Origin of the sequence: Salipiger sp. CCB-MM3 (genome assembly GCF_001687105.1) — a bacterium.
GTDB lineage: Bacteria > Pseudomonadota > Alphaproteobacteria > Rhodobacterales > Rhodobacteraceae > Salipiger.
The window spans coordinates 695,269-707,589 of record NZ_CP014596.1 but is presented as its reverse complement, the minus strand read 5'-3'; the positions used below and the strand labels follow the sequence as shown (position 1 = coordinate 707,589).

Here is a 12,321-nt window from a genome sequence, read left to right as displayed (position 1 = left end):
CGGAATTCAGATGAAAACACTCAGAAAACTTTGCAACCGCATCGGTGCGGCGTCTTTGTCTGTGGCCTTTCCCAAAAAGCGCCGCTAATCCATCGTTTGTAAACCGCCCAGTAATTCATCGAAGGCACCCCCGGCGTGGCGAAAGAAATCGAACGCAAGTTCCTCGTGACCCATGAGGGTTGGAAAGCCTCGGTGACCAAGAGCGAGCGTTTGCGGGACGGGCTGATCGCGGCCGCGGGCGGGCGCAAGGCACGGGTCCGTTTCTATGACGACCGCGCCACGCTGTGCATCAAAGGTGCCCGCGTCGGCCTCGCACGCGATGAGTTCGAATACCCGATCCCGGCGCAAGACGCCGAAGAGATGCTGGCCTCGCATTGCGATGGCGAGGTGGTCGAGAAGACCCGCCACTACGTGCCGCACGGCGATCTTGTCTGGATGGTCGACGTCTACAGCGGCCTTCTGGCGGGGATCATCGTCGCCGAGGTGGAACTGCCGCAGGTGGACACGCCTCTGACGCTGCCGACCTGGGTCGGGCGCGAGGTCACCGGGCTGCAAGAATATCGCAAGATCAACATGGTCCGCGCCCGCCGCGCCGCGCGCGACAGCCTCCGCAGCGCTTGACGCTGGGTGCCCGGCGGCGCAACAGTTCCGACGCCGCGCCCCTGCGCCTGCCGCCCCCGGCACCAAGCGCCATTGGGATGCGCCGCGACGGGGAACCGACATGCTGATCCGCACCGGAGATGACCGCACGAGGCGCGTGGACCTGCTCCTCGCGGGGCTGCTGTCGTCGATCGCCGGGGCGCTCAACGCGGTGGGCTTTTTGATCGCCGGCTCTTTCACCGCCAATATGACCGGCAACGTCTCGGCCCTCGCCGATCACCTGGCCCACGGCGAGTTGCTTCCCGCTCTGGCCTTCGCCGCGCTCACCGCGGCCTTCGTCTGCGGCGCCTGGCTTGCCGCGCTCGGCGTGCAATGGGGGACGCGGCGGCGGATCGGTGCGATCTACGCTCTGGCGATCGCCGCAGAGGCCGCATTGCTCCTGGCTCTCGGTGCCGCCCTGATCGATGCGCCCGGCGACGGATCGGAGCCCCTGCTTGTCTTGGGGCTGAGCTTCGTGATGGGCCTGCAGAACGCCGTCACGACGATGATCTCAAGCGCCCGCGTGCGCACCACGCATGTCTCGGGCATGGCCACAGATATCGGCATCGGACTGGCCGCGCTGCTCGGCGGCGAAACGGCAAGACGCGAGGCACTGCCGAAACTCACGCTGCACGGGCTGACGCTGGGCTGTTTCGCGCTCGGCGGCATCGCGGGGGCGCTGCTCTTTGGATATGTCGGCAACTGGCTCTTCGTCATCGCCGCCGCGGCGCTGCTGCTGATCGCGCTCTGCGAACTGGCCCGCGCGCGCCGGATGTAAGCGCCAGCCACGCCCCGGCGCTTAGAAAAACGCCCCCGCAGCAAGCTGCGAGGGCGCGTTTGGAAAACGACCGGAGCCGCGCTGCCTCAGCCCGCCTCGTCGACGCGCATCATCCGCTGCGCAAGGCTTTCGACCCCGCCCAGCCAGCGCGTGACCAGCTTGGGATCCGAGGGCGCCGCCGAGACACCCGGCTTGATCTCGCGGTTCAGCACCGCCTCGATCGCCCACGAGACCGGCATCGACACCAGCCGCGCCATGGCCGAGCCGCGCGCGTCGCCCCAGGCGTCCATCACCCAAGTCTTGTGCCAGACGGTCTCGCCCGCCTTCTCGGCCTTCAGCGTAACGCAAAGCACCACCCGGTCGGGCTCGCCCTCGGCGTATTTGTTCTCGGCCAGCAATTCGCCCGCCAGCGCCGAAAGCCGCGCATCATCGGCGGTCTCGACCTCGGCGAAGACGTCCTTCCACGCCTCGGACCAGCCGTTGAGGCGCAGCGTGCCGCGCACGAAGTCCTTCACCTTCCAGTCCTCGCCGAACTCATACTGCGCGATGAACGGCAGCGAGTCGCGGTTGGGATAGACCTCGAAGCTCTCTGGCGGATCGAGCGGCGCGTCGTAGCGCGACAGCGCGTCCCACGGGCGCTGCACGTTCAGCTCTTCGAAGTGGCGGATCGAGCGCGAGGGCGACCGCAGCGCCTTCAGCACGCCGACCGGCGCCCAGGAGAACTTGTAGCGGAAGGCGTTGGCCTCTTTCGGCACGCCGCCGCAATAGCTCAGGAAGCTGATCTCATTGGCCGGATCAAACGCGTCGGACGCGCGATAGGCGGCCACAAGATCATGCGCCATCAGATGGTCGATGCCCGGGTCGAGCCCGACCTCATTGACCAGCGCAACACCGGCCTCCTTGGCCTTGGCGTCGAGCCCCTTCATTTCCGGCGAGATATAGGAGGACGAGACGAAATGCGCGCCCTTCTTGATGGCGATCTCGGCCAGCATCACGTGCCAATCCCCGGGCAGCATCGAGACAATCACGTCGCCCGGCTGCACCGCCGACTCGACCGCTTCGGGCGCGAAGGCGAGGATGCGGTTGGTCAGCTCGCCGACCGCTTCGCGCGCCTTTGTCTCGGTGCGGTTCCACACCATGACGTCATGCCCGGCTTCGATCAGCCGCCGCAGCCCCGGGATGGATGAAAGTCCCGTTCCGCACCAATGGATCATGCAAGTTCCTCCGTAATATACGTCGTGTAAGTGTCGGCCGCGCGGCCCCACACACCCGCATCCAGCGCCGGAAGCGCCAGAAGATGCGGCAGCAGCTGCGCGGCAAAATCCTCCGAGCTCTCGCGGGGCAAGAGCGAGGGAAGGTTGTCGATGGCCATCACGTCGAGCGGCGGATCGTCATGGACCCGCAGCGCCGGCGCCTGCCAGTCGGTGACGCGGTCATAGACCTTCACCGGCGAGAAGTCACTGTCGGGGTCGCAGGCGATGTCGCCGATCGCGCGCAGCTTGCGCGGCTCGAGGCTTGCCGCAGCGGGCACAAAGACCGGCGTGCCGGGCCGCGCGAGGATACAGTTGAAGAAGACCTCATGCTCCAGCAGCTGCGGGAACGGCCCGCCATGAGCGGTCTCGGCCATATCCCATTTGGTGACCTGCAGCCCGAGCTTCTCGCAAAGATCGCTGGCGCCGGTGCCGACGCGCCCCAGCGCGCCGATGACCAGGGCCTTGGGCCGCGCCCCGCCCGCTGCGTCCAGCGCGTCGCGCACCGAGGCTTCCATCGCCCCGGCGCTCGGCCAGACCGAGACCGGCGCGCAGAGCCCGCCCTGCTGCTGCGCGGCATAGGACAGCAGCGTCACCGCCGCGCCCGCATAGCCCGCCCAATAGCCAAAGGCGGCGACGCGGCGGCCCTGATCATCCACAAGATACTCAAGGTCATAAAGCGCCCCGCCACCCGCGACGAAGCGCTTCAGCAGCAGCTGCCCCGAGGGCTGGCCCTTGAAGGCATGGCCGAACATGATGTGGCGGTGGCGCAGCGGCGTGCCGTCCTCGGGCAATTCCTTGAGGCCGAAAATCAACGCATCCTCGGGCGCCTCGGGCCAGCTGTTCTCGGGGGCAATCTCGGCGCCCGCGGCGCGATAGCCTTCGATGCCGATCACCCGCGCGCGGCTTTCCTCGACAGTGACCCGCAGCCCCGCCGCGACCAGCGCCTTCACACCCTCGGGCGTGACGGCCACCCGGTCCTCGTTCGCCCGTTGCTCGGCGCGCACCCACAGATGTGTCATGTTTCTCTCCACAGCCATCTTCCCCGCCTGCCTATAGAAAAGCGGGCCGGGGTGAAAGCCGCAGAGAGGCGCGCCTCAGATATGCGTCCGCGACAGCGCCCGCTCGGCGCCTTCAAGATGCGGCACGGCGTTGAACAGCGTCAGGCACAGCCCGGTGGAAATCGGCTGGAAGCGGTGCACCGAAGTGTTCTCGATGGCAAGGCAGGCATGCGCCAGCGCTTTCATCTCAAGCCCCATGGTCACCCGCATCGCCATGCCGATGAGCCCGCCCGAGGTGACGACGACTGCGCGGCCGGATCCGGCGCTGATCTCGGCCAGCACGTCATCCACCCGCGCCTCGAAATCGGCAAAACTCTCGGGTACGCCCTCGAGTCTGCCCTCGCGCCAATAGGTGAAGAGCTGCGGCAGATGCAGGATGAAACCTTCGCGATCGGGCGGCAGCGCAATGCCGTGCTGTTGCTGCATGAGCTGCGCCATGGTGAAATATTCCAGCTCGTTGAGCCGCGCGTCTTCCACCACCTCAAGACCCAGCTCCATCTCGGCCGCCGTCTCTTGGTGGCGCCGCAGCGTGCCACTATAGGCGCGGGCAAAGACCTCGCCGCTGCCGCGCATATGCGCCCCCAGCCAGCGCGCCTGCTGCTTGCCAAGATCGCTCAGCCGGTCGTAATTGATCTCGTCCTTGGCATGGGTATTGGCCTGCCCGTGCCGCACGAGGGTGACATGCGACATGCCAGCCCCTTTCATTGTTCCAAAAATACGCCGGTGGTGAGCCGCGGAGCGGCGAGGGGGCCGCGCCCCCTGCCACGCTCACCGCCCAGCAAACCTCAGCTATAGCTCTCCGGCCCGTTGGCCTGCGCCGCCGAGTAGCGGTCGCCATGCGCCCAGCCCACCGGCAGCACCTCTTCGATCCGCGCCAGATCCGTTGCCGAGAGGGTGATCTTCGTGCCCGCGAGCAACTCCCTGAGGTGATCGACCGACCGCGTGCCGGGGATCGGGATGATGTGCTCGCCGCGGCTCAGCAGCCATGCGATCGACAGGCCCGCCGCGGGCACCCTCATCTCGGCGGCCAGCGCGCGGAACTTGTCGGTGATGGCGAGATTGGCCGTCAGGTTCGGTTCCACAAACCGCGGGTTCACCGACATGAAGGCGCTTGCGGCCACCGCCTCGCGCGACAGCGGGTGATCGGTCAGTAGCGAGCGCCCGACCGGCGAAAAGGCGACCAGCGCGGTGCCAAGCTCGGCGCAGGCCTGCACCAACCCCAGTTCGACGATCCGCGTCTGCAGCGAATACTCCGATTGCACCGCCGCAACGGGATGCACGGCGGCGGCGCGACGCAGCGACGACGGCGCGATCTCGGAAAAGCCGAAGGCGGCGATCTTGCCCTTCTTCACGAGGCCGGCGAGCGTCTGCGTCACCTCCTCGATGGGCCGCGCCTGCTCGCGCCGGTGCACGTAGAACAGATCGACCTGCTCGACGCCGAGCCGCTTCAGCGAGCCATCAAGCTCGGCCTCCAGATGCTCGGGCGAATTGTCGTAGCAGCGCTTGCCCGCCGCATCCTTGGTGATCCCAGCCTTGGTGGCGATATGCAGCATCTCGCGCCCGCCCGAGCGCGCCTTGAGCCAACTGCCGATGGCCTTTTCCGAGCGCCCCATGCCGTAGACGTTGGAGGTGTCCACATGGCGCACCCCGGCCTCGACCGCCGCGTCGAGCACGGCATGCGAATTGGCCTCGGTGGTCTCGCCATAGAAATCGGCGAAGGACATCGCCCCGATGCCGAAGGCGGGAAGCTCCGGCCCGCCTTGCCCCATACGCATCGTCTTCATGCCGTGCCCTCCCCTGCGGTGGCGCCGCGGGATACGATCGCGGCGATGGCCGCGGCGACCGCCGCGTCGATATCCATTTTAGAAGTGTCGATCATCACCGCGTCCTCCGCCGGTTTCAGCGGCGCGTCGGCGCGGGTGGCGTCGCGGTGGTCGCGCTCGCGGGTGTCGTTCAGCACCGTCTGGTAATCGGTCTCGGCGCCGCCCGCGACCAGTTCCTCGAACCGCCGCCGGGCGCGCACCTCGGCGCTGGCGGTGACAAAGAGCTTGGCCTCGGCCTCGGGGCAGATCACCGTGCCGATGTCGCGCCCGTCGAGCACCGCGCCGCCGTCGCGGCGGGCGAAGGCGCGCTGGAAGTCGAGCAGGGCCGCCCGCACCTCGGGGATCACCGCAACCCGCGAGGCGGCGATGCCCACATCGGCGGTGCGCAGCCCCTCGGCCTGCAGGTCCTCGGGCACCAGCGCCAGCGCGGCCTCGATCGGATCGGTGCCGTCCAGCATCTTGCGCCCCACGGCGCGATAGAGCAGACCGGTGTCGAGATGCGCAAAGCCGAAATGCGCCGCCACGGCACGGCTGATCGTGCCCTTGCCGGCAGCCGCCGGCCCGTCGATGGCGATGGTAAAGGCCATGAGGTGTCCTTTCGTCAGATCGCGGTCTTTATCGCCCGCTGCCCGCCGCCCTTCAAGCAGATGCCCGGCCAGACACCCGGCGCGCCCCGCTCAGCGTTTCGGCCCCTGCCGCCAGAGGCTGAACAGCATCACGCCGCAGATTGCCAGCAGGACGAACTTCAGCCGGGTGAAGAGGCTCGCCCAATCCACCAACGCATGGTCAAGCGCGACAGGCCCGCGCAGCAGCATCTCGTTGATCAGCAGGTTCTCGGCGGCGTCCGCGCCGATCCACGCCAGCGCCAGCAGCACGAAGACCCCGCGCCGCCACCACGCGCGCCCACGCGACAGCGCGATGGCCCCGAGGATCAGTGTAATGCCGAAGGCCACGCGGAAGGCCATGCCCAGCCAGCGCATCTCGAGCAGATAGACCGCACGGGCGCGCTCGCTCAGCGCCAGCAGATATTGCTGCGCATCGAGGGCGGAATAGCCGAGCGCGCGCAGATCGAAGGGCAGCAGCCCGCTAGCACCGGGCCAGAGCACGGTGGCGGCATAATACCCCATGCACAGCAGCAGCGCGGCGGCCAGCGCCGCGACGACCGGCAGCAGGCGGCTCACGCCTCGCGGCCCAGATCGGCCCCCAGCGAGGTCATCAGGTTTTCGAAGATCGGGAAAGAGGTGGCGATCGGACCGCCGTCATCGACGCGCACCGGCTCTTCGGTGGCCAGCCCCATCACGAGGAAGGACATTGCGATGCGGTGGTCGAGATGGCTCTGCGCCGTGGCGCCGCCCTTCACGTCGCCGAAGCCGCGGCCATGCACCGTCCACCAATCCTCGCCCTCGTCGACCTCCACGCCGTTGAGGCGCAGGCCGGTGGCCATGGCGTCGATCCGGTCGCTTTCCTTCACCCGCAGTTCCTTGACGCCGGGCATATGGGTCTTGCCCTGCGCGAAGGCCGCGACCACCGACAGCACCGGGTATTCGTCGATCATGCTGGCGGCGCGCTCGGCGGGCACCTCGATGCCCTTGAGATCGGGCGAGAATTTGGCGCGCAGATCGGCGACGGGCTCGCCGCCCTCTTCGCGCATGTTTTCGAAGGTCAGATCGGCGCCCATCTCCTGCAGGGTAAAGAACAGCCCCGCACGGGTCGGGTTGAGGCCGATGTTGGGCACCAGCACGTCCGACCCCTCGGTGATCAGCGCGGCGCAGACCGGGAAGGCCGCCGACGAGGGATCGCGCGGCACGATGATGGTCTGCGGCTTCAGCTCGGGCTGACCCACAAGCGTGATCACCCGGCCCTCGTCGGTCTCTTCGGTGGTGACCTGCGCGCCAAAACCGGTAAGCATCCGCTCGGAGTGGTCGCGGGTCGCCTCGCGCTCGATCACCACGGTCTCGCCGGGGGCGTTGAGCCCGGCCAGCAGCACCGCCGATTTCACCTGCGCCGAGGGCACCGGGGTGGCGTAGCGCACCGGGATCGCATCGGCAGCGCCGACGATGGTCATCGGCAGCCGCCCGCCCGAACGCCCGTAGGCGCGCGCGCCGAACAGCGCCAGCGGATCGGTGACGCGGGCCATGGGCCGCTTGTTCAGCGACGCATCGCCGGTAAATGTGGCGGTGATCGGCGTCGTGGCCATGGCGCCCATGATCAGCCGCACGCCGGTGCCGGAGTTGCCGCAATCGATGACATTGCCCGGCTCGGCAAAGCCGCCGACGCCGACGCCATGCACATGCCATGTGTCGCCGCGCTTTTCGACTTCGGCGCCGAAGGCCTGCATCGCCTTGGCGGTGTCGAGCACGTCCTGCCCTTCGAGCAGGCCGGTCACCTTGGTCTCGCCCACCGCCATCGCGCCTAGGATCAGCGACCGGTGCGAGATCGACTTGTCGCCGGGCACGTTGGCCTCGCCCTTAAGTCCCGCAGACTTGCGGGCAATCATCGGAATGGGGTCCCCGTGGCTCGACATGGCGCCTCTCCTGTTATCGCTCGCGCGCCTGATAGCAGCGCGATGCGCCTGCGTCCATCGCCCGTGACCCGTACGAGCGGTCCTGCCGAGGCGCTGCGGCACCGGAGCCGCGATAAACCCGCGCACATTCGCACCCGACCTTGCGCAAATCCCCGGCGGCCAACACAAATTTCCGCGATCCCACTTGCTCGCCGGGTTGCCCGCCCCATGCGACCGCCCTAGGTGTGGACGCAGGGAGGGGTACACCCGGGATCCCTTTTCCGATTCCCAGAACACGAAGTAGGTTTGCATGACCGATACAACGGCCGAACACGCCGCTGGCCATACGGCGCGCGTCGCGAAGGAATCGTCGGCACGCATGGTGCTCTTCGCGCTGTCCTTGGGCGGCTTCGCCATCGGCACCACCGAGTTCGCCTCGATGGCGCTTCTGCCCAGCTTTGCCAGCGATCTCGGCGTCAGCGAGGCGCGCGCCGCCGATGCGATCAGCGCCTATGCGCTCGGCGTCGTCGTCGGCGCGCCGGTGCTGGCCGTCGCCGGTGCCAAGATGCGCAAGCGCATGTTGCTGATCTGGCTGATGCTCGCCTTCGCCCTCTTCAACACGCTCTCGGCGATTGCCCCAAGCTTCGGGCTGTTCACCGTCTCGCGCTTTTTCTCGGGACTGCCGCATGGCGCCTACTTCGGGGTCGCCGCGCTGGTCGCCGCCTCGATCGTGCCGCGCAACAAGCGGGCCACAGCGGTCTCGCGGGTGTTTCTCGGGCTCAGCATCGCCACCACCATCGGCGTGCCCGCAGCAAGCTGGATGAGCCAATACATCGGCTGGCGCTCGGGCTTTGCGGTGGTCGGAGCGCTGTCGCTGGCGACCGCGCTGGCGGTCTATCTGAAAGCCCCCCGCACCCCGGCGGACCCCAACGCCAACCCGCTGCGCGAGTTGGGCGCTCTCAAGAACCGGCAGGTCTGGCTGACGCTGGCCACCGGCGCGGTGGGCTTTGGCGGGTTCTTTTCGGTCTATACCTATATCGCCTCGACGGTGAAAACCACGCTGGGCGCCTCGGACGACATGGTGGCGCTGATGCTGATGGTGGCCGGGTTCGGCATGATCATCTTCAACCTCGCGATGGGGGCCTTGGCCGACCGCAACCTCAACCTCACCGCCTATGCGGCGTTTGGCGGCGGCGCGGTGGTGCTGGCGCTATTTCCCACCGCCGTGGCTGGCGGGCTCTGGACCATGGGCATCGCGGTGCTGTGCATCAGTGTGCTGGGCGGCGTGTCGACGGTGATGCAGACGCGGCTGATGAACGTCGCTGGCGAGGCGCAGCAGCTGGCCGCCGCACTGCACCACGCCGCCTTCAACGTCGCCAATGCGGTGGGCCCGTTCCTTGCCGCGCGGGTGATTGCCGCCGGGCATGATTTCCCGTCCTCGGGCTATGTCGGCGCGGCGCTGAGCGCGAGCGGCTTCGTGCTTTTTGCCATCACCCTCTGGGACGCCCGCCGCAGCGGTCTCGAGTGAGCGACACGCCCGGCAGAGCGCGCTTTGCCGGGCAGCGCACCGGAACAGGCTCAGCCGTGCGCTCTGCCTTGTTCCGTGAAATAAGAACACCGTCTTGCACGGCCCGCTGCAAGTGGGAGGGTTTCCCGGGCTTGGCGCTCTGCCAAATCACCGGTCCATGCTAGGCTTGCATGCCGGAGCGCTGTCCCTCCTTCGGCGCGGGCGCGGCGCGGCCGAGCCCTTGCCGCCCGCCGCCTGCGGGACGAAATAAGGCCCAAATCAGAAGACATTCCGAAAGGCCACTCCCATGATGTACAAAGCATTTGCCCTCAGTGCCGCGATCACCGGTCTTTGCGCATCCACCGCGCTGGCCGCCACTCTCGGCCCGCTGGTCTCGGCCTCCGAGCTTGAGACCGCCCTTGCCGATGCCGATGCGCCCACCGTGCTCGACATCCGCGGCGATGCCTATGCCGATGGCCACATCGAAGGCGCGGTCGCCGCACCCTACGGCCTGTTCCGCGGCCCGTCCGAGAACCCCGGCGCGACGGTTCCCGTCGACCGGCTGGAAACCACCTACGAAGAGCTCGGGCTTGAGACCGACGCGCCCATCGTGATCGTCGCGCAGGGCGCCACCGACACCGAGTTCGGCGCCGCTGCCCGCGTCTACTGGACGCTGAAAAGCTCTGGCTTCACCGAGCTGTCGATCCTCAACGGTGGCGCGCAGGCGTGGGTCAACGCCGGGCTGCCGGTGAGCAAGGACGCCGTGACGCCCGAGCCGACCGAGCTGGACATCAGCTGGAACGACGCATGGACCGCCGAGACCCCCGAGGTCGCCGATGTGGTGGCAGGCGAGCAGCAGGCGCTGCTGCTCGACGCCCGCCCCGAGGCCTTCTACGAAGGCAAGAAGGCGCATGGTGCCGCCGAAAAGCCCGGCACCCTGCCCGGCGCCGAGAACTACCCCTACACCCGCTTCTTCCAGAGCGGCGCCACCGCCATCGGCCAGATCTCGGACGTGCAGGAACTCAAAGCCTCGCTCGGCGTCAGCGACGGGCAAGAGATCGTCTCGTTCTGCAACACCGGCCACTGGGCGGCGACCAACTGGTTCGCGCTGAGCGAGATGGCGGGCCTCGAGAACGTGAAGCTCTACCCCGGATCGATGGTGGAATACTCCAAGACCGGCGGTGAGATGCAGAACTCGCCGGGCCTCTTCCGTAACCTCCTGAACCAAGTCACCGGGGGCAACTGATGAGCCAAGCAAGCATTTCGGGGGCGGCGCAGACCGCCCCTGCAAGCGCCATCGGAAAGCGCGCCGGGCTGATCCTCGGCGCGCTTGTGCTCGTGGCGCTGGTCTCGCTGTTCGCCGGGGCGCGTTACGGGCTGCTGCTGGCCATCGGGCTGGGCTTCGGCATCGCGCTCGAAGGCATGCGCTTCGGCTTTGCCGGGCCGTGGCGGGCGATGATCCTGCGCCGTGAACCCTCGGGCGTGCTGGCGCAGCTGCTGTCGATCGCGCTGGTTTCGGTGGTCGCCATCCCGCTGCTGACCAGCCACGCCGGGGAACTCATGGGCGCGCAGGCGCCCATCGGCTTTGCCATGGTCGGCGGCGCCTTCGTCTTTGGCGCGTGTATGCAAATCGTGCTGGGCTGCGGCTCGGGCACGCTGGTCAACGCGGGCAGCGGCAACCCCGTCAGTCTGCTGGCCCTGCCCTTCTTTGCCCTTGGCAGCTTTGCCGGCGCTTACAACTTGATCTGGTGGACCGGCCTCGGCTCGCTGCCCATCCTCACGCTGTCGGGCACCTCGGGCCTTGGCGTCACGCTGGTGCTGCTGGCCATCGCCGCCGCGATCTTCCTGCGGCGCGCGGCACCGGGCACGGTGAAACTGAGCCGCCGCCATGCCATCGCCGCCGTGGTGCTGGCGCTGCTCGCCATTGGCAACCTGCTGGTCGCGGGGCAGCCGTGGGGCGTGGTCTATGGGCTCGGGCTCTGGGTCGCGAAAGGCTATGCCGCGCTTGGCGGAGACCTTTCGGCCTCGGCCTTCTGGGCGGCGCCGGGCTCGATGGAGCGGGTGCAGTCGAGCGTGCTGACCGACTATACCTCGCTCACCGACATCGGTATCATCGCGGGCGCCTTCGGTGTCGCCGCATGGCGGCGCGGCGCGCTGGCGGCCAAGCTGCCCAGCTACCCCGCGCGGGCATGGATCGCGACCATCGTCGCGGGCTTCCTGCTGGGCTACTCGTCGCGTCTGGCCTTTGGCTGCAACGTCGGGGCGTTCTTCTCGGGCATCTCCACCGGCAGCCTGCACGGCTGGGTGTGGTTCGTGGCGGCCTTCGCGGGCGCCTTCCTTGGCATCCGGCTGCGGCCGCTGCTGGGACTGGAGGCGCGCTCATGACCCGCGCTTTCACCGCCTCGCTCGCCCTGCTGCTGCTGGCCGCGCTGCTGGCCTTCGATCTCGCAAACTGGGCGCCCAACCCCTATCAGGCCCCGGCCATGCTGGCCTTCGGCTCGGGCAGCGTCGCCAGCGGCGGCTTCTGCGGCGCACTTCCCAACTGAGCCTGCCTCAACCGCCGGGCGCAAGCCCGGCGAGCACATGAAGGCGCGTCCCTCTCCGCAGGGGCGCGCCTTTTTTCGTTACGCTGAGCGGGCCCGATTCCCCTTCAGAGAGCCCCACGAAATAAGGCGCAACTGCGCTTTTTGCGAAAAATTCACCCCTCATCTTCTAGGGTCTGGGCAGGGTTCGCGTGTGTGTAAACGGTAGTTTGGTTGA

At 68.0% G+C, this 12,321-nt stretch carries 13 protein-coding genes; 6 read left to right on the top strand and 7 right to left on the bottom strand.

What is annotated here, in order from left to right:
• Positions 1-135 precede the first annotated feature (135 nt).
• Both AYJ57_RS17020 and AYJ57_RS17015 read left to right on the top strand, forming a co-directional pair.
• On the top strand, positions 136-621 hold the full coding sequence (locus AYJ57_RS17020) for a CYTH domain-containing protein (protein ID WP_066108720.1): 486 nt from the start codon (positions 136-138) through the stop codon (positions 619-621).
• A gap of 100 nt (positions 622-721) precedes the next feature.
• On the top strand, positions 722-1,417 hold the full coding sequence (locus AYJ57_RS17015; protein ID WP_066108717.1) for a YoaK family protein: 696 nt from the start codon (positions 722-724) through the stop codon (positions 1,415-1,417).
• Positions 1,418-1,503: 86 nt separating this feature from the next.
• Here AYJ57_RS17015 and AYJ57_RS17010 read toward each other — a convergent pair whose 3' ends face one another.
• From AYJ57_RS17010 to aroA, 7 genes are all read right to left on the bottom strand, one after another.
• Positions 1,504-2,631, bottom strand: coding sequence for a saccharopine dehydrogenase C-terminal domain-containing protein (locus AYJ57_RS17010; protein WP_066108714.1), 1,128 nt, complete (start codon positions 2,629-2,631; stop codon positions 1,504-1,506).
• Positions 2,628-3,689 carry a saccharopine dehydrogenase gene (locus tag AYJ57_RS17005; protein ID WP_066108711.1) on the bottom strand — a complete coding sequence of 354 codons (1,062 nt, stop codon included), beginning with the start codon at positions 3,687-3,689 and terminating at the stop codon, positions 2,628-2,630. The genes AYJ57_RS17010 and AYJ57_RS17005 overlap by 4 nt, the downstream gene beginning before the upstream one ends.
• 75 nt (positions 3,690-3,764) lie before the next feature.
• The gene (locus tag AYJ57_RS17000; protein ID WP_066108708.1) at positions 3,765-4,418 is read right to left on the bottom strand and encodes a histidine phosphatase family protein; all 654 of its coding nucleotides are present in this window, start codon (positions 4,416-4,418) and stop codon (positions 3,765-3,767) included.
• A gap of 95 nt (positions 4,419-4,513) precedes the next feature.
• Positions 4,514-5,512: an aldo/keto reductase gene (locus tag AYJ57_RS16995; RefSeq protein WP_066108705.1), complete on the bottom strand. Its 999-nt coding sequence runs from the start codon at positions 5,510-5,512 to the stop codon at positions 4,514-4,516.
• Positions 5,509-6,138, bottom strand: a complete 630-nt coding sequence (locus tag AYJ57_RS16990) for a (d)CMP kinase (RefSeq protein WP_066108702.1) — start codon at positions 6,136-6,138, stop codon at positions 5,509-5,511. Before AYJ57_RS16990 ends, AYJ57_RS16995 begins: the two co-directional genes overlap by 4 nt.
• A 90-nt stretch (positions 6,139-6,228) precedes the next feature.
• Complete coding sequence (locus AYJ57_RS16985; protein ID WP_066108699.1) at positions 6,229-6,732, bottom strand: hypothetical protein; 504 nt, start codon at positions 6,730-6,732, stop codon at positions 6,229-6,231.
• Complete coding sequence (gene aroA, locus AYJ57_RS16980; RefSeq protein WP_066108696.1) at positions 6,729-8,075, bottom strand: 3-phosphoshikimate 1-carboxyvinyltransferase; 1,347 nt, start codon at positions 8,073-8,075, stop codon at positions 6,729-6,731. The genes AYJ57_RS16985 and aroA overlap by 4 nt, the downstream gene beginning before the upstream one ends.
• 289 nt (positions 8,076-8,364) lie before the next feature.
• Here aroA and AYJ57_RS16975 point away from each other — a divergent pair, with 289 nt between their 5' ends.
• The 4 genes from AYJ57_RS16975 (at position 8,365) to AYJ57_RS26240 (ending at position 12,107) form a co-directional block, all read left to right on the top strand.
• Positions 8,365-9,582 (top strand): MFS transporter, encoded by a 1,218-nt coding sequence (locus AYJ57_RS16975; protein WP_066108693.1) that lies wholly within the window; start codon positions 8,365-8,367, stop codon positions 9,580-9,582.
• A 286-nt stretch (positions 9,583-9,868) separates the two neighbouring features.
• Positions 9,869-10,807, top strand: a complete 939-nt coding sequence (locus tag AYJ57_RS16970; protein ID WP_066108691.1) for a sulfurtransferase — start codon at positions 9,869-9,871, stop codon at positions 10,805-10,807.
• Entirely contained in the window at positions 10,807-11,946 is a 1,140-nt protein-coding gene (locus tag AYJ57_RS16965) for a YeeE/YedE family protein (protein WP_066108686.1), read from the top strand. Before AYJ57_RS16970 ends, AYJ57_RS16965 begins: the two co-directional genes overlap by 1 nt.
• The gene (locus AYJ57_RS26240; RefSeq protein WP_193789552.1) at positions 11,943-12,107 is read left to right on the top strand and encodes a hypothetical protein; all 165 of its coding nucleotides are present in this window, start codon (positions 11,943-11,945) and stop codon (positions 12,105-12,107) included. Before AYJ57_RS16965 ends, AYJ57_RS26240 begins: the two co-directional genes overlap by 4 nt.
• The last annotated feature ends 214 nt before the right edge of the window (positions 12,108-12,321 follow it).